General features: G+C 71.6%; 12 protein-coding genes and 1 tRNA gene. 7 read left to right on the top strand and 6 right to left on the bottom strand.

The window, feature by feature from the left end; genetic code table 11:
* Nucleotides 1-122 precede the first annotated feature (122 nt).
* The 3 genes from ACIHAR_RS27305 (at nt 123) to ACIHAR_RS27295 (ending at nt 1202) form a co-directional block, all read left to right on the top strand.
* Nucleotides 123-374: a hypothetical protein gene (locus tag ACIHAR_RS27305; RefSeq protein ID WP_400022351.1), complete on the top strand. Its 252-nt coding sequence runs from the start codon at nt 123-125 to the stop codon at nt 372-374.
* Between the two features lie 156 nt (nt 375-530).
* Entirely contained in the window at nt 531-725 is a 195-nt protein-coding gene (locus tag ACIHAR_RS27300; protein WP_400022350.1) for a hypothetical protein, read from the top strand.
* 15 nt (nt 726-740) lie between these two features.
* Complete coding sequence (locus tag ACIHAR_RS27295) at nt 741-1202, top strand: hypothetical protein (RefSeq protein ID WP_400022349.1); 462 nt, start codon at nt 741-743, stop codon at nt 1200-1202.
* Nucleotides 1203-1221: 19 nt separating this feature from the next.
* Here ACIHAR_RS27295 and ACIHAR_RS27290 read toward each other — a convergent pair whose 3' ends face one another.
* Nucleotides 1222-2250 carry a hypothetical protein gene (locus tag ACIHAR_RS27290; RefSeq protein ID WP_400022348.1) on the bottom strand — a complete coding sequence of 343 codons (1029 nt, stop codon included), beginning with the start codon at nt 2248-2250 and terminating at the stop codon, nt 1222-1224.
* A gap of 137 nt (nt 2251-2387) precedes the next feature.
* On the opposite strand from ACIHAR_RS27290, the gene ACIHAR_RS27285 reads away from it, so the two are divergent.
* From ACIHAR_RS27285 to ACIHAR_RS27270, 4 genes are all read left to right on the top strand, one after another.
* Nucleotides 2388-3293, top strand: coding sequence for a bifunctional DNA primase/polymerase (locus ACIHAR_RS27285; RefSeq protein WP_400022347.1), 906 nt, complete (start codon nt 2388-2390; stop codon nt 3291-3293).
* Nucleotides 3290-4849, top strand: a complete 1560-nt coding sequence (locus ACIHAR_RS27280) for a phage/plasmid primase, P4 family (protein ID WP_400022346.1) — start codon at nt 3290-3292, stop codon at nt 4847-4849. Before ACIHAR_RS27285 ends, ACIHAR_RS27280 begins: the two co-directional genes overlap by 4 nt.
* An 83-nt stretch (nt 4850-4932) precedes the next feature.
* Nucleotides 4933-5136, top strand: coding sequence for a helix-turn-helix domain-containing protein (locus ACIHAR_RS27275; protein ID WP_400022345.1), 204 nt, complete (start codon nt 4933-4935; stop codon nt 5134-5136).
* Nucleotides 5137-5230: 94 nt separating this feature from the next.
* Nucleotides 5231-6631: a tyrosine-type recombinase/integrase gene (locus ACIHAR_RS27270; protein ID WP_400022344.1), complete on the top strand. Its 1401-nt coding sequence runs from the start codon at nt 5231-5233 to the stop codon at nt 6629-6631.
* A gap of 45 nt (nt 6632-6676) precedes the next feature.
* Here ACIHAR_RS27270 and ACIHAR_RS27265 read toward each other — a convergent pair.
* From ACIHAR_RS27265 to topA, 5 genes are all read right to left on the bottom strand, one after another.
* A tRNA-Thr gene (locus ACIHAR_RS27265) sits at nt 6677-6750 on the bottom strand.
* A gap of 108 nt (nt 6751-6858) precedes the next feature.
* Nucleotides 6859-8436, bottom strand: a complete 1578-nt coding sequence (locus tag ACIHAR_RS27260) for an alpha/beta hydrolase (RefSeq protein ID WP_400022343.1) — start codon at nt 8434-8436, stop codon at nt 6859-6861.
* Nucleotides 8437-8536: 100 nt separating this feature from the next.
* Complete coding sequence (locus tag ACIHAR_RS27255) at nt 8537-9742, bottom strand: DNA polymerase III subunit delta' (RefSeq protein WP_400022342.1); 1206 nt, start codon at nt 9740-9742, stop codon at nt 8537-8539.
* A gap of 637 nt (nt 9743-10379) precedes the next feature.
* Nucleotides 10380-13685, bottom strand: coding sequence for a dTMP kinase (gene tmk, locus ACIHAR_RS27250; RefSeq protein WP_400022341.1), 3306 nt, complete (start codon nt 13683-13685; stop codon nt 10380-10382).
* A gap of 400 nt (nt 13686-14085) precedes the next feature.
* Nucleotides 14086-16908 (bottom strand): type I DNA topoisomerase, encoded by a 2823-nt coding sequence (gene topA / locus ACIHAR_RS27245; protein WP_365472281.1) that lies wholly within the window; start codon nt 16906-16908, stop codon nt 14086-14088.
* Nucleotides 16909-16944: the final 36 nt, after the last annotated feature.

The raw sequence follows: 16944 nt of genomic DNA, 5'->3' as shown, positions 1-16944 counted from the left end.
ATAGCGGCACGCCCCGCTAACGTTAGCGGCCCCGCTAGCGCCCCAAACAGCCTTTGATCAGGCCGCTAGCGGATAGCGGCCCACCTGCGGAAACCCCCAGAATCCCGCCCGGAGGGCATCTCATGACCCCCATCATCCTTGCTATCGCCTGCCTGTTCGCCGTCACACTCGGTTACGGTGGGCTGTGTGCGGCCTCGCCGTTCGGCGACTGCCGCAAGTGCCGCGGCATGGGCCACACCCTCAAGACCGACCGCAAGGGACGGTTGAAGCGCGGCAAGGACTGCCGCCGCTGCAAGGCCACCGGCAAGCGCATACGCGTCGGCCGCTGGCTCTACAACCGCTGGGCCCGCATCTACCGCGCCGGCACTGGCTGAGAGACGCGACCGACGACCGCCCGTCATGAGACGGACCCCGCTCCTAGCTGGAGCCAGGCGGGCACGGTCGCCGGTCATTCGCCCCGAATTTGCCAGAACCCGGGGCCCGCAGAGCGTATCCACCCATCCACTTCGCCCGGAAGCGAGATCACTGCCGTGATCCTCAACATCTCCGCCGTCCTGCTCTTCGGCGCCGCCTCCGCCTTCGCCGTCAAGACCAAGTCCGCCGGCGGCGGCGCCGCCCTGGTCCTGTTCCTGTTCGGGTTCTTCGCCGCCGGGACCGGCGCGTACGAGCCCATCCACAACCTCGTGCAGGCGTCCGCCGACGCCCTCACCGCCCTCGGCAACTGACGGGAGACGACGACCGTGAACGAACCCACCCGCCACCCGGCCGTGCACGATACGGCGGCCCTGGAAGTCCACCGACCCACACCCATCACGCCCGCGCACCCGGCGCCGCTCGTGCCCGTGCACCCCGGCACGATCCCGGCCGTGGCGAGCGTCGTCCTGCCGGACGGCCGTGTCGTCACCGGCTACGCCGTCGCCCCCGCGCAGCCCGAACAGGTCGTCGCCAAGCCGGCCGTCTCCCGCGCGGCGGTGAACGTCGCCCTCGGAGGCGTCGGGTTCCTCGCCGTGTGCGGCGGGCTGTTCCTGCTGACCGCGTTCATCACCGCGCTCACCGCGCTGGTCACCCAGCTGGTCATCCTCGCCGCTGTCATCTTCGGCGGATGGGTTGCCGTGCAGGTGATGGGGTCGAGTAGTCGCAAGGGCGGCACGACGGTGAACATCCGCCGTGCCGTCTTCAAGCGCAACCACTTCCACAGCTAACAGGACTCTGCCGCGGCGGCTACGGCTGGTTGTAGGCGAGCGGCCAGCCGGCGAAACCGCCGTCCTCGGTCTGGTAGACCAGCTCCACGTACTCCTCACCGAGGAGATCCTTCAGGTCCTCGCTGGGCTCACTGGGCAGCAGCACAGCGACACGCAGGTCCTTGCGCCCGGGGACGTGGCGGCGGTAGTCGGCCAGCTGACCAATAGCCATGCGGATGTTGGCCCGGGTTGTCTGCCCCTTTGCCTCGTACAGCGCATGGTCCGTGGCGTCGTACAGGTCGGGCATCAGCGCCCCGGGCTCACCCTTGACGGTGATCTGGAAGCGGTGGGTACTGTGCCCAGCCGCGGTCAGGTGCGCCACGAAGGCCTTGACCAACTCGCCCTCACGGCGCAGGACCTTGCGCTGTCCGGCAGGAATGTCCGCAACGGTCTCCGCGGTGGCGTGCTGCTCGGTCTTCATGACCTTCGCGCCGCTCTGCTTCGGCAGCGTGACCGGCTCCGGCACGTCCACCACGGGTTCGGTGATCTCGACGTCCGACTTTGTCGCGGCCGGCATCCGATCGGCCTCCGTCCACGCGGGCGTGGTCCCCGCGGCCGGCCGAAACCGGAAGACCAGCACGTTGCGCATCACGCCGTCCCTGCCGGGCCCGCGGCGAACGTCGTACGGCTTGATGGGGTCCACCACCATCTGACCGATGTAGCGCTGCTGCATCGCGCCACTGCCCGGCACCCTGCCGGCGGCGACGAACAGATGCACTTCACGGCCCTTCTCGGCGTGCGTCAGCAGTGAGCCGTTGCGGCCGGAAGGCTTCTGGTCCCCGTTCGCGCCGGCGCCGGTGTACAGATACAGCGGCCCGAACTCATCGTCTTCCGCCCGGCCATCGAAGGTGTAGCCGTACTCCTCCCCCGCCGAAGGGTCGGAGTACACGAACACCTTGCCCGCTTCATCGGCCGGTTCGATGCCCTGGAACGTGCCACAGCCGTAGGCCGCCGCGATCGCATCGCGCGTCGTCACCACACCCGGCACAAGATCAACGGTCGTCGTCATGCCGCGACCTTAACGACCCCCACTGACACCCTGCCGCCCCATTTCCCAGGGGCAGGCAAAAGGGCGACCCCCCTTCCGGCAAGAACGCGGGGCCGCCCTCATCCCAGCACCATGCAACAGCACTGGAGACACCCAGCATGACGCAACCCACCACCGTCCGGCGAGCCCGAACCGCCACGCTCGAACCCCTGCGCATCGCGCTGGCACTCGCTGCGCACGGCGTACCGGCGTTCCCCCTGCGCGCCGGGAAGCGGCCGTTCGGCAACTGCCCCGACTGCAAGGACAGCGCGTGCGGCGACCGGCCCCACATGAAGAACGCGGGCCCCTGCCAGTGCCCCGCGCCGTGTCACGGATGGGCCGCCGCCACCGCCGATCCCCGAGTCCTCACCTCCCCCGCCTGGGCCCTCGCCTGGGACCGGGCGCACGACGTTGGTTACCACCCCGGCGGCGCCGGCGTGACCGTGGTCGACCTCGACAACCCCGCGGCCGTCGCATGGGCCCGCGCCACGCTGCCAGCCACCCGCACCGTGCCGACCACACGGGGAGAACACTGGATCTACCGCGGCGTGATGCGCTCCGCCAACGCTGTCCGGCCCGGCGTCGACATCAAGTCGCACATGCAATACGCCCGCTGGCTCGGCCCCGGCGCCGGCATCATGACGAGGTTGTCCACGTCCGTGGTCGCACTCGTCAGTAAAGAAGACACCACCCCCGCCCGCGCAGGGGTGGTGTCTTCCCTCCCCCGAGCCACCTGGGACCGCCACGCGGCCACCGGGTGCCGCCACACCGAACGCTTCGTGCGCACTGGCCTGGAACGCGGCCTGACCCTCGTACGCGCCCGCACCGAAACCGGCGCTGGATCACAGGCGTTCGGCGTCGCACGGTTCCTCGCCGTACAGCACGCCGCATGCCCCGGACCCTGCGGCCTGGAAGCGCTCGGAGAAGAGATCGTGTCCGCCGCCGTCGCCGTCGGCGTGCCGGAGTCATACGCCCGCCGTGCCGTCTCAAACGGCCTCAACACCGGCAAGGGAGTCACCGCATGACGAACAGGCCCCACACACCCGGCAACGGCCCGCAGGACGCCGTACAGCCCGCACCGGGCCCGGTCGTGGGCGAGCCGACAGGCGCCGCCCGCAAGGACGTCCCTTCTGCCCCTCGCCCTGAGCCGCACCCGGAAGAGCTGCCCGCGCCGTCCAACCCGCTCGCCGTCGCCCGCCGACTGCTGCCGGACTGGCAGACCGAGGACGGACAGCTTGTCTGCCGACGCTGGCGCGCATCGTGGATGCGATGGACCGGCACATGCTGGCGCGAGATGGACGAAGCCCAGATGCGCGCAGCGATGTACACCCGGCTGGAGCACGCCACCTACAGCGCGCCCGGCAAGGACGGACAGCCTGAGGAACGCGACTGGGCACCCACCAAACAGAAGATCAGCAACCTTCTCGACGCCCTCGGAGCCATCACCCTGCTGCCCACCGACACCGACGCCCCCGCATGGATCGACCACGACGGCGAGCCGGACGCCGGGCCCATCGTGGCGTGTGAGAACGGGCTGCTGCGCATCCGTGACCGGGCGCTGCTGCCGCACGGTCCCGGCTTCTTCAACCTCGTCTCCGTCCCCTTCGCCTACGACCCCACCGCCACGGCGCCGACGTGGGAACGCTTCCTGGCGCAGATCTGGCCCGACGACCCCGACGCCGTGGCGGCGCTCCAGGAATGGTTCGGCTACGTCCTGTCCGGCCGCACCGACCAACAGAAGATCCTGCTCATCGTTGGCCCCTCCCGCTCTGGCAAAGGCACCATTGCCCGCGTCCTCAAAGAGTTGGTCGGCCGCGACAACCTCGCCGGCCCCACCCTCGCCGGACTCGGCACGAACTTCGGCCTGTCCACCCTGGTCGGCAAGCCGCTCGCCGTCATCTCCGACGCCCGCCTGTCCGGCAACGACAACAGCCAGGTGGTTGAGCGACTGCTGACGATCTCCGGTGACGACACGATCGACATCGACCGCAAGTACCGCGAGCCGTGGACCGGCAAGCTGCCCACCCGGCTGATGATCCTGTCCAACGAGTTGCCGCACTTCGGCGACTCCTCCGGCGTCATCGCCAAGCGGTTCGTGCTGCTGAACATGCGGGTGTCGTGGCTGGGCAGGGAAGACACCACCCTCACCGACCGGCTCACGGCGGAGATGCCCGGCATCCTCAACTGGGCATTGGAAGGGCTCGCCCGTCTTCAGCGCACCGGCAGGATCACGGAACCGGCATCCAGCCGCGAAGCGGTCACCACCATGCAGGACACCGCATCCCCCACCAGCGCATTCATCCGTGAGCGCTGCATCACCGGACCCACGTGCAGCGTGCCTGTGGACACCCTGTGGTCCGTCTGGCGCGAGTGGGCCGAAGACAACGGCGTCCGCCCCGGCACGAAGCAGGTGTTCGGCCGCAATCTGCTCTCCGTCATCCCCCAGCTCAACCGCACCCGCCCCCGTGACACCTACGGCCGACAGGTGATCACCTACAACGGAATCACGGTCAACGTGTCCGAACCACATTTGCCTGAGTCGCGGCTCACCGCGTCTCAAGACCCCTCCGAGCGCCTCTGAGTGCCGATGAGTCGCGACTCAGCGCAATGTAAATCCAACTCCGTTCCGGCCCCGAGCCCGTTCCGTCACGGAGGTACGCCCCGATGAGTGCCGCCATCGTGCCGACCACTGACCAGTTGCTGTACACCCCGGAGGAAGCCGCCAGGGTTCTCCGCTTCGGCCGCTCAACCGTCTACGAACTGATGGCCGAAGGGTCACTGACGTATATCAAGCGCGGTCGCTCTCGCCGCATCCGCCGCAGCGACCTGGAGGCGTACGTGAACAGCCTCGAACCGGCCGCAGCCTGAATATCCCCACACCCCAACGCGGCTCCGAGCACCGTGCCCGGAGCCGCTCTGTTGCGCAGAGGAGCACATGAGCCCCCGCCCAAAGAAGCAGAACATGGAGTCATCCATCTACGAGGGCAATGACGGTTGGTGGCACGGTCGCGTCACCATGGGCGTCAAGGACGACGGCAGCCCTGACCGCCGGCACCGCCGCGCCCGCACGGAAACCGAAGTGAAGCGCAAAGTACGCGAGTTGGAGGATCTACGGGACAAGGGCCGCGCGCCCAAGGCCGGCCGCAAGCCGACCGTAGAACAGTGGATGACCACCTACCTCACGGACATAGCGTCCCTGAAGCTGAAGCCGCGCTCTCTGGATGATTACTGGTCCAAGACCAGGAACGACATCATCCCCGGCATCGGCAAACACCGGCTCGACAAGCTTCAGCCGGAGCACCTAGAGCGGATGTACCGCGTCATGCTCGATGAGGGGCACGCGCCCTCTCATGTGCTGAAGGTGCACCGCATCCTGTCCCGCGCTCTGAAAATCGCCCACCGCCGACGCCTCATCGTGGAAAACGTGGCCACCCTCGTGGATCCGCCCACGGTGGACGAGACGGAGGCAAACCCCTTCACCACCGCAGAAGCCAAAGCGTTTCTCCAGGCCGCCGCCAAACGCCCCACCTTCATGCGCTGGTGCGTCGGTGTCGGCATGGGCTTCCGGCAGGGCGAGACCCTGGGCCTGAGGTGGCCCTACGTCGACTTCGACAACGAACTGTTCCGCCCGGAGTGGCAGCTTCAGCGCCTCACCTGGCGGCACGGCTGTAAGGACCCGCACGCGTGCGGAGCCAAATTCCACCGGTTCGAGCCGTGCCCGCCGACCTGCACGACGCACAAGGGCTACAAGCGCGGATGCCCGAAGTCGTGCCCGGAGAGCTGTACGAGTCACGCCCGCGCCTGCCCCGACCGCAAGGGCGGCGGGCTGGTCTTCACCCGCCCCAAGACCAAGAAGAGCAGGAACGCCGTGCCCATCCCGCCGCCGTTCATCCCCTACCTTCGCAAGCACAAGGCCCGGCAGGAGGAAACGCGCGCCGAAGCGGGCGACGCGTGGGAGGAAAACAAGCTGGTCTTCACCCGCCCGGACGGCCGTCCCCTCGACCCCCGGCAGGACTGGGAAGAGTTCAAGGAACTGTTGGCGGAAGCCGGGATCGACGACCGCCGCCTGTACGACGGGAGCCGCCACACCGCCGGCACGATCCTCAACGAACTCGGGGTAGACATGCCCACGATCATGGAGATACTCCGGCACACCCAGATCAGCCAGACCCGGCGGTACGTGAAGGGGCGCTCACACCTGTCGAAGGACGCCATGCGTCGCATGGGCGACACCTTCATGCCCGGCCCGGAACCGGCCCCGGAGCCTCAGCCGGAACCCCACCCCGGACCATCCGTTGAGACCAGAATTGAGACCAGGGACAGCCGCGCGGCCCGTGCGCAGCGTCGCCGCCGCATCCGCTGAACGCAAAAGCCCAGCTCAGACACTGTCTGGGCTGGGCTTGGAGAGAGCCGCCTTCGGGATTCGAACCCGAGACCTACGCATTACGAGTGCGTTGCTCTGGCCATCTGAGCTAAGGCGGCGCGCCGTCCACACCATGGTGCGATCAGCAACGTCGGTAAGTCTACACAGTTTCCAGGGGTGCTCCGTACCACCCCCGGAGGCGACGGCTCCGGGAGTGGCTGTCAGGGCTATGAGCAGCGCTTTCCGTCCGTCGGAGGTGTCCCGCGGAGGAGGTAGGCGTTGATCGCGGAGTCGATGCAGGCGCTGCCGCGGCCGTAGGCGGTGTGGCCGTCGCCCTGGTGGGTGAGGAGGTGGGCGGAGGAGAGCTGGGCGGCGAGGGAGCGCGCCCAGCGGTAGGGGGTGGCGGGGTCGCGGGTGGTGCCGACGACGACGATCGGGGCCGCGCCCTTCGCCTCGATGCGGCGCGCCTCACCGGTGGGCGCGACCGGCCAGTACGCGCAGTTCAGGGCCGCCCACGCGAGGCCTTCGCCGAAGACCGGGGACGCCCTCTCGAACTCGGGCAGCGCCCTGCGCACCTGGTCCGGGCCCTCGAAGGCGGCGGGCATGTCCACGCAGTTCACGGCCGCGTTGGCGAACATCAGGTTCGAGTAGCGGCTGCCGGCGTCCCGCTCGTAGTAGCTGTCGGAGAGGAAGAGCAGCCCGGACCCGTCGTCGTCCTCGATCGCCGCGGTCAGCGCCTCGCGCAGCTGCTCCCAGGCGCCCTCGTCGTACATCGCCGCGATCACGCCCGTGGTGGCGAGGGATTCGGTGAGTCTGCGGCCGTCCACGTCACCGGTGGGCAGGGGCCGCGCGTCGGCCTTCTCGAAGAACGCCTTGAGCTTCTCGCCGACCTCGCCCGGCTCGGTGCCCAGCGGGCAGCCCGGCCGCCGTACGCAGTCCCGCGCGAAGGACCGGAACGCCGTCTCGAAGCCCGCCGTCTGGTCCAGGTTCATGCGCCGGGAGGACAACGACGGGTCCATCGCACCGTCCAGCACGAGCCGCCCCACCCGCCCCGGGAACAGCCCCGCGTACGTGGCGCCGAGGAACGTCCCGTACGACGCCCCCACGTACGTGAGCTTCCGGTCCCCCAGCGCCGCCCGCAGGACGTCCATGTCGCGGGCCGCCTCGACGGTGGAGACGTGGCGCAACAGCCGCGTCGACCGCGCCCCGCACCCCTCCGCGAAGTCCTTGTACGCGGTGACGAGCACGTCCGTCTCCCGCTGGTCGTCGGGGGTGACGTCGGTCTGCGTGTAGGCGTCCATCTCACGCCCGTCGAGGCACTTCACGGGCTCGCTGCGGGCCACGCCCCGCGGGTCCACGGCGACCATGTCGTAGCGGGCGCGGACCTCGGCCGGGTAGCCGACGCCGGCGTACTGCTGGAGGTAGCCGATCGCCGAGCCGCCGGGTCCGCCCGGGTTCACGAGCAGAGAGCCGAGCCGCTCGCCGGGGCCCGTCGCCTTCTTGCGGGCGACGGCGAGCCGGACGTCGCCGGCGCCGGGACGGTCGTAGTCGAGCGGGGCCGTCAGGGTGGCGCACTCGAAGCCGGGGACGCCACAGCCGCGCCAGCTCAGCTTCTGCCCGTAGTACGGCGCCAGCGCGGACGGCGTGGCGCGGGGCAGTGCGGCCTGCGCCGCCTCCGCCGCCGGGGTCGCGGACCCCGTACCGCCTCCGGGGGAGCAGGCGGCGAGGAGCAGGGCGGCGAGGGACGCGAGGGTGGGGAAGATGACGCCGGTACGGGATGTGCGGGGGGAGCGCCTGATGTGCATCCAGCGAGCGTAACTCTGCGCGACGGATCGAATGCCGTGCGTACGCCGACCGCCACGGAAGAGTGACGCGGTCAACGCGCCGCCAACCGCCCGGCCGGACTCAGCCCGCTCTCAACGCCATCGTCATCGCCTCCACCGCCAGCAGCGGGGCCACGTTGCGGTCGAGGGCCTCTCTGCACGCGGCGATGGCCTCGATGCGACGGAGGGTGGACTCGGGGGTGGTGCCGCGGGCGAGCCGCTCCAGGGTGTCCTCGGCGTCCGTGTTGGCCAGGGCGACGCGGGAGCCGAGCTGGAGGGCGAGGACGTCGCGGTAGAAGGCGGTGAGGTCGGTGAGCGCCAGGTCGAGGCTGTCGCGCTGCGTACGCGTCCTGCGGCGCTTCTGCTTGTCCTCCAGGTCCTTCATCACGCCTGCCGTGCCGCGCGGCATCCGCCCGCCCTGGGCCGCGCCCAGCGCCGCCTTCAACTCCTCGGTCTCCTTGGCGTCCCTCTCCTCGGCGAGCTGCTTGGCGTCCTCGGTGGCCGCGTCGACGAGCTCCTGCGCGGCCTTGAGGCAGCCGCCGACGTCCTCGACGCGCAGCGGCAGCCTGAGCACGGCCGCCCGGCGCTCGCGGGCGGCGGGGTCGGTGGCCAGGCGCCGGGCCCGGTCGACGTGCCCCTGGGTGGCGCGGGCGGCGGCCGCGGCGACGGCGGGCTCGACGCCCTCACGCCGTACGAGCATGTCGGCGACGGCGTCGACGGAGGGCGTGCTCAGGTTCAGGTGCCGGCAGCGGGAGCGGATCGTCGGCAGGACGTCCTCGAGGGACGGCGCGCACAGCAGCCACACGGTGCGCGGGGCGGGCTCCTCGACCGCCTTGAGCACGGCGTTGGCGGACTTCTCGTTCAGCCGCTCGGCGTCCTCGACGAGGATGACCTGCCAGCGCCCGGTGGCAGGCGAGGTGAACGACTTCCGCACCGTGTCGCGCATGTCCTCGGCGAGGATCTGCGTGCCCACGGCGGCGACGGTGGTGACGTCGGCGTGCGTGCCGATCAGCGCCGTATGGCAGCCGTCGCAGAAGCCGCACCCCGGGGCGCCGCCGAGCGCCCGGTCGGGGCTCACGCACTGGAGCGCGGCGGCGAAGGCCCGGGCCGCCTGCGTCCGGCCCGCGCCGGGCGGCCCCGTGAACAGCCAGGCGTGCGTCATCTTCGACGCCTCGGGCGGCGGCGCGTCGGACGCGGCCGCGGTGACGAGCGCGTCGGCGTCCCGGGCGGCGGCGGTGAGCTGTTCACTCACCCTCTCCTGCCCGACGAGGTCGTCCCATACGGTCATGGGTTACGCCGCCCCTTTCGTCACGGTGCGCCTTGCGGATTCCCATTGTGCGGGCTCCCACTGACAACGACTCCGGCACCCCACGGACCTCGGCAGCCCACAGGCCCCGGCCGGCACTCTGAGGCCCCCACGGACGTCGGCAGCCCGAGATCCGACCGTCCCGGGCGCCGGCCCGGGCCCTGCGGCAACCCGCGGGCCTCGGCGTCCCCCAGGATCTTCCGCCCCCCACTCGGTCGCCCAAGACTCACTCAGCGCGGCACGGAATCCGGCCCCCGAGATAAGCCCCCGGAAGCCCGCCCCGGCCGATGACCGGACTCCGGCAGCAGGTGTTGAGCCTCACAACCGGCTGCCGGGTCCCGGCGACGCCGACCCGGCCTTCGGCCGCCGCCGCAACCCTTGGCGAGCCCGGACATCCCCCGCGGCCGCGCGAGGCCTCGGCATCAGGTACCGGGCCGCCCGCCTCATCGGCGGCCGGACCACAAGGCGCCGACCGCCCTCGGCTGCCGCCGCAGACTCCGGCGGGCACAGAAGCCCGCCTGCGGCCGCCGCCACCTGGCAAGCCCGGAACGCCACTCGAAGCCGACGGCCACGCCTCAGTCACCAGTGCCGAGCCGCCCGCCTCACCGGCGGCCGACCCTCAGCGGCGTCGACCCCGACCTCGGCCGCCGCCCCGGCCGCCGTCCCGTCCCTCGTCGGCGCCGTCGTCGTACCCGGCGTCGTCGCGGTGCGGGCCCAGCAGTTCGTCCGCCAGCGTCGGCAGGTCGTCCAGGGGTGTCTCCTCGGCCCAGTCCGGGCGCGGCCGGTGTCGGGGCGTGCCCTCCTCGTCGACCTGGGGCAGCTCTCGCGTGCGGTCATCGGAGCCGTCCGGCCCGGCAGCCGGACGCTCGTCGCGGAAGTACCCCGGCGGCACCCGGTCGGCGGGGCTGTCCCCGGGCGCGGGCGTCCCGTCCGCGGGGTTCTCGCCGCGCACCGGGGGCAGCACCGCCGTCTCGTCGGCAGCGCCCGGCGACGTCACGGGGGGCAGGACGGCCGTCTCGTCGGCGGCAGCGGCAGGCGCCGGCGGCTGCGGCAGCTCGGCGGTCACCTCGGCGTCGGACCCAGGCCGCTCGGGTGCGTCCGACGGCTCCCCGGCGACCCCGGCCGACCTCCGGGAGTCGCGCGAGCCCCGCGAGTCCTCGACGGGATCCTTGTCCATGCGTACGCGAGGCAGCACGGCCGTCTCCTCGACGGGCCCGCCCGACGCGTTCGTCGGCGTCACCACCGGCGTCGGCACGGTCGCCGCGTCCGGCGCGACCGTGGCGGCGGGGGGCGGCGTCGGCTTCGGGCCGGCCTGGGCGGCGGCAGCGGCCTGCTCCGCCGCGCGCCGCGCCTCCTCGGCCCGCAGCAGCGCCTCCTCGGCCTTCCGCTGCTTCTCCAGGCGCAGCGCCTCGGCCTCGGCGCGCAGCCGGGCCTCCTCCTCGGCCTGCCGGCGGCGCCGCTCCTCCTCCGCCCTGCGGCGGGCCTCCTCGTCGGCGCGGGCCTTCTCCTCGGCGAGGAGACGCAAGCGCTCCTCCTCCGCCCGCCGGGCCGCCTCCTCGGCCCGCCGCCGGGCCTCCTCGGCCTGCCGCTCGGCCTCGCGTCGCTGCGCCTCCTCCAGCTCGCGCCGCTTGCGCTCCTCCTCCTCGGCACGCAGGCGGGCGAGCTGTTCCTGGCGCTCACGCTCCAGGCGCTCCTCCTCGGCCTTGCGCCGGGCCTCTTCCTCAGCCTTCCTGCGCGCCTCCTCCTCGGCCTTCCTGCGCGCCTCCTCCTGGGCCTTGATCTCGGCCTCGGACAGCGGCAGCATCCGGTCGAGCCGGGCCCGGACGGCCGCGGTCACGGCCTCCGGCTCCTGACCGGCGTCGACGACGAGGTAGCGGCCGGGGTCGGCGGCGGCCAGCGTGAGGAAACCGGAGCGCACGCGCGCGTGGAACTCCGCCGGCTCCGACTCCAGCCGGTCCGGCGCCTCCGTGAAGCGTTCGCGGGCGGTCTCCGGGGAGACGTCCAGCAGCACCGTCAGATGCGGCACCAGCCCGTTCGTCGCCCACCGGGAGATCCGCGCGATCTCGGTCGGGGACAGGTCCCGGCCGGCGCCCTGGTAGGCCACGGACGAGTCGATGTACCGGTCGGTGATCACCACGGCGCCGCGCTCCAGCGCGGGACGCACGACCGTGTCCACGTGCTCCGCGCGGTCCGCCGCGTACAGCAGCGCCTCCGCGCGGTGCGAGAGCCCGGCGCTCGACACGTCGAGCAGGATCGACCGCAGCCGCTTGCCGACGGGCGTGGCACCCGGCTCGCGCGTGAGGACGACCTCGTGCCCCTTGGCGCGGATCCACTCGGCGAGCGCCTCGGCCTGGGTGGACTTGCCGGCGCCGTCGCCGCCCTCCAGGGCGATGAAGAAACCGTTGGCGGCCGGTGCCTGCACGGGGTCGTCACCGCCGAGCAGCGCGTCCCGCAGGTCGTGCCGCAGGGGTACGCCGGAGCGGTCGTCGACCTTGGCGAGCACCAGCGCGGCGACCGGCAGCAGCAGCGCGCCCACGAGCATCAGCGTGAAGGCGGCCCCGCCGTGCGCGAAGACGAACTTGCCGTTCTCCAGTCGGTGCGGCCCGATCAGCGCCGCCACCACCGGGGCGATCAGCGCGCCCAGCGCGACGAGGACGCGGACGACCGCGTGCAGGTGCTCCGTCACGCGCGTGCGGCGGTGGTCCTCGGCCTCCTGGTCGAGGAGCGCGTGCCCGGTGTTGGCGGCGACGCCCGCGCCGACACCGGCGAGGGCGACGATCAGCAGCACGGTGGTGACGTCCGGGACGAGCCCGGCCGCGAGCAGCGCCACGCCGGTGAAGGCGATGGCCAGCGCGAGCAGCCGCCTCCGCGACAGCGACGCCAGCATCTTCGGTGCCGTACGGACGCCGGCGACGACTCCGCCGGTCAGCGCGAGCACGAGCAGGCCGTACGTCACCGGGCCGCCGCCCAGGTCCTTGGCGTGCAGCACCGCCACGGCGACCGCGGCGGCGATGGCGCCGGCGACGGCAGCGCAGGCGAGGACCAGCAGCGGGATCGCGCCCGTGCGGCCCACGTCGACACCGGTGGCCGTCCGGGGCCGGCGCAGCCCCTCGAGCGGGGACCGCGCGCGCGGGGTGCGCGTACCGGGCAGGTCCAGGAAGACCACGACGGAGAGGGACGCGGCGAACAGGCCGGCGGCGACATACGAGGCGAGGGCCGCCTGGTGCTGGGCGAACCAGGCGATCCCGGCGCCCAGCAGGTTGTTGAGCAACGCCGCCACGAGCAGCGCGGCCGCGCCCAGCGGCACCGCGACGAAGCCGGTACGCAGCGACAGCCGGCGCAGCGCGTCGAGGTGGTCCGGCAGCGGCCGTACCGTCGCGCCCTCCAGCGGCGGGGCGGGCAGCAGCGCGGGGGCCGCGCTCTCGCGGGCGACCGTCCAGAACCGCTCGGCGACACCGGTCACGAACACGGTGACCAGCAGCAGCGCCAGGGCGTCGTCCGGGGTCCAGTCGATCCACAGCGGCGCGACGATCAGCAGGGCGGCGCGCAGTCCGTCCGCGCCGACCATGGTCCAGCGGCGGTCCAGCGGCCCGTCCGGCGACGTCAGGGAGGTCAGGGGTCCGAGGAGGACCGCGCCGAAGAGCAGGGTGGCGAGGATCCGTACGCCGAAGACGGTCGCGACCGCGAACGCCACGCCCCGGTAGCCGCCTCCGAAGGAGCCCTCGGCGATCGCCGCCTGGAGGGCGAGGAGGACGAGGACCAGCAGGGCGAGGGCGTCGCCGACGCCGCTCACCAACTGCGCGCTCCACAACCGCTTGAGCTGCGGCTGGCGCAACAGGGCGCGAACGGCGCGCTCGCGGGAGTCCGCTACCAGGGCGTCGTCTGGGGCCGGGTGGTGGGCCGTTGGCTGCTCGGCTCGCGTCATGCTTTCAGCCTATCGGCAGCGACTGACAGCCCGAGGGGCCCGTCCACAGGCGTGCACACCCCGACACCAAAGTGATGCCGGGGCGTGCGTTTCGCGAAGCCGATGTGGGGAAATCCCGCGCGGCGCGGGCGGCTTGGGCTCTCAACCCTCAGAGCTCGGCCTTCGGCAGCCCGCAGTCCGCGGCTTCCGGTCCACCTTCAGCTCCGGCCGCCCTCAGCCATCGGCAGCTTGCGGCCGGCAGCCTCCGGTCCATCTCAGCCTCCGGCCATCGACAGCCGGCAGCCTCCGGGCGCCGTCGGCTCAGCCGTCAGTCACCCTCAGCCTTCGGGCGCCTTCAGCCGTCGGCCGACGTCAACCTCCGGTCGCCCTCAGCCGCCGGTCGCCCCGGCCCCGGTCGCCGTCAGTCCTCGGTCGCCGTCCTGGAAGCCGTCGCCTTCTTCGCCGTCGTCTTCTTCGCGGTCGTGGTCGTCTTCTTCGCCGCGGTCTTCTTGGCGGCCGTCTTCTTCGCCGGAGCGGCCTTCTTCGCGGCCGTCTTCTTGGCGGGCGCCTTCTTCGCCGTCTTCTTGGCGGGCCCCTTGGCCCGCTTCTCGGCGAGCAGCTCGAAGCCGCGCTCCGGGGTGATCGTCTCGACGCTGTCGCCGGAGCGGAGCGTCGCGTTGGTCTCCCCGTCGGTGACGTACGGCCCGAAGCGACCGTCCTTGACGACGACCGGCTTGCCGCTGACCGGGTCCTCGCCCAGCTCCTTCAGCGGCGGCTTGGCCGCGGCGCGACCACGCTGCTTGGGCTGGGCGTAGATCGCCTGCGCCTCCTCCAGCGTGATCGTGAAGATCTGGTCCTCGGACTGCAGCGACCGCGAGTCCGTGCCCTTCTTCAGGTACGGGCCGTAGCGGCCGTTCTGCGCGGTGATCTCCGCGCCGTCCGCGTCGGTGCCGACGACACGCGGCAGCGACATCAGCCTGAGTGCGTCCTCCAGCGTGACCGTGTCCAGCGACATCGACTTGAAGAGCGAGGCCGTCCGCGGCTTGACCGCGTTCTTGCCGGTCTTCGGGGTGCCCTCGGGGAGTACCTCGGTGACGTACGGGCCGTAGCGGCCGTCCCTGGCGATGATCTGGTGGCCGGTGGCCGGGTCGGCGCCCAGCTCGAAGTCACCGCTCGGCTTGGCGAGGAGTTCCTCCGCGAGTTCCACGGACAGCTCGTCCGGCGCGAGGTCCTCGGGGATGTCGGCTCGCTGGTGGCCCTCCGCGTCCTTCTCACCGCGCTCGATGTACGGGCCGTAACGCCCGACCCGCAGCACGATGTCGTTGCCCACCGGGAACGACGACACCTCGCGCGCGTCGATCGCGCCCAGGTCGGTCACCAGTTCCTTGAGGCCGCCGAGGTGGTCCCCGTCGCCGTTGCCGGCGTCGGCCGCGCCGCCGTTGCCCGTGCCCTCGCCGAAGTAGAAGCGCCGCAGCCACGGCACGGCCTGCGCCTCGCCGCGGGCGATGGCGTCGAGGTCGTCCTCCATCTTGGCGGTGAAGTCGTAGTCGACGAGCCGCCCGAAGTGCTTCTCCAGGAGGTTGACCACGGCGAAGCTCAGGAAGGACGGCACCAGCGCCGTGCCCTTCTTGAACACGTACCCGCGGTCGAGGATCGTGCCGATGATCGACGCGTACGTCGACGGGCGGCCGATCTCGCGCTCCTCGAGCTCCTTGACCAGGCTGGCCTCGGTGTAGCGGGCCGGGGGCTTGGTGGCGTGCCCGTCGACCGTGATCTCCTCGGCGCTGAGCGCGTCGCCCTCGGCGACCTGGGGCAGACGGCGCTCGCGGTCGTCCAGCTCGGCGTTCGGGTCGTCGGCGCCTTCGACGTACGCCTTCAGGAAGCCGTGGAAGGTGATCGTCTTGCCGGAGGCGCTGAACTCGACGTCCCGTCCGTCGGCCGCCGTGCCGCCGATCTTCACCGTGACGGAGTTGCCCGTCGCGTCCTTCATCTGCGAGGCGACCGTGCGCTTCCAGATCAGCTCGTAGAGCCGGAACTGGTCGCCGGTCAGGCCGGTCTCGGCGGGCGTGCGGAAACGATCACCCGAGGGTCGGATCGCCTCGTGCGCCTCCTGCGCGTTCTTGACCTTGCCGGCGTAGGTGCGCGGCTGGGGCGGCAGGTAGTCGGCGCCGTACAGCTGCGTGACCTGCGCCCGGGCCGCGGCGACGGCGGTGTCGCTCAGCGTCGTGGAGTCCGTACGCATGTACGTGATGTAGCCGTTCTCGTACAGCTTCTGCGCGATCTGCATCGTGGCCTTCGCGCCGAAGCCGAGCTTGCGGCTGGCCTCCTGCTGCAGCGTCGTCGTACGGAACGGGGCGTACGGCGAGCGGCGGTACGGCTTGGACTCGACGGACCGGACGGAGAAGCGGGTGTTCTCCAGGGCGGCGGCGAGGGCGCGGGCGTTCGCCTCGTCGAGGTGAAGGGTGTTCGCGCTCTTGATCTGTCCCAGGGAGTCGAAGTCGCGGCCCTGCGCGACCCGCCTGCCGTCGACGGTCTGCAGGCGGGCGACCAGCGACGACGGGTCCGACGGATCCCCCGCGCGGCCGGTCGCGAAGGTGCCCGTCAGGTCCCAGTACTCGGCGGAACGAAACGCGATGCGCTCGCGTTCCCGCTCGACGACGAGCCGTGTGGCGACGGACTGGACACGGCCGGCCGACAGGCGCGGCATGACCTTCTTCCACAGGACCGGCGAGACCTCGTAGCCGTAGAGACGGTCGAGGATGCGGCGGGTCTCCTGGGCGTCGACCAGCTTCTGGTTGAGCTGGCGCGGGTTGGCGACGGCCGCCCGGATCGCGTCCTTGGTGATCTCGTGGAAGACCATCCGCTTGACGGGGATCTTGGGCTTGAGGACCTCCTGGAGGTGCCAGGCGATCGCCTCGCCCTCCCGGTCCTCATCGGTGGCGAGGAAGAGCTCGTCGGACTCCTTCAGCAGATCCTTGAGCTTCTTGACCTGTGCCTTCTTGTCGGCGTTGATCACATAGATCGGCTGGAAGTCGTGGTCGACGTCCACACCGAGGCGGCGGACCTCGCCGGTGTACTTCTCCGGCACCTCCGCGGCGCCGTTGGGGAGGTCGCGGATGTGCCCGACGCTCGCCTCGACAACGTATCCGGGGCCGAGATAGCCCTTGATCGTCTTCGCCTTGGCAGGCGACTCGACGATGACGAGTCGGCGGCCGCCCTTCGCGGTCTCGCTGGTCGGGGACAACTTCGCTCTTCTCTCCGGTCGACGCTGGGGCCTCCC

Source organism: Streptomyces sp. NPDC052016 (assembly GCF_044548445.1).
GTDB lineage: Bacteria > Actinomycetota > Actinomycetes > Streptomycetales > Streptomycetaceae > Streptomyces.
The sequence above is the reverse complement of the archived record's forward strand: the minus strand, read 5'-3'. Positions and strand labels throughout refer to the sequence as shown.

Excerpts from the sequence above, each read along its gene's own strand:
- ACIHAR_RS27285 (WP_400022347.1), top strand. The coding sequence starts at position 2,388 with ATGACGCAACCCACCACCGTCCGGCGAGCCCGAACCGCCACGCTCGAA.
- ACIHAR_RS27305 (WP_400022351.1), top strand. The coding sequence starts at position 123 with ATGACCCCCATCATCCTTGCTATCGCCTGCCTGTTCGCCGTCACACTC.
- ACIHAR_RS27275 (WP_400022345.1), top strand. The coding sequence starts at position 4,933 with ATGAGTGCCGCCATCGTGCCGACCACTGACCAGTTGCTGTACACCCCG.
- ACIHAR_RS27260 (WP_400022343.1), bottom strand. The coding sequence starts at position 8,436 with ATGCACATCAGGCGCTCCCCCCGCACATCCCGTACCGGCGTCATCTTC.
- tmk (WP_400022341.1), bottom strand. The coding sequence starts at position 13,685 with ATGACGCGAGCCGAGCAGCCAACGGCCCACCACCCGGCCCCAGACGAC.
- ACIHAR_RS27270 (WP_400022344.1), top strand. The coding sequence starts at position 5,231 with ATGGAGTCATCCATCTACGAGGGCAATGACGGTTGGTGGCACGGTCGC.
- ACIHAR_RS27255 (WP_400022342.1), bottom strand. The coding sequence starts at position 9,742 with ATGACCGTATGGGACGACCTCGTCGGGCAGGAGAGGGTGAGTGAACAG.
- ACIHAR_RS27280 (WP_400022346.1), top strand. The coding sequence starts at position 3,290 with ATGACGAACAGGCCCCACACACCCGGCAACGGCCCGCAGGACGCCGTA.
- ACIHAR_RS27290 (WP_400022348.1), bottom strand. The coding sequence starts at position 2,250 with ATGACGACGACCGTTGATCTTGTGCCGGGTGTGGTGACGACGCGCGAT.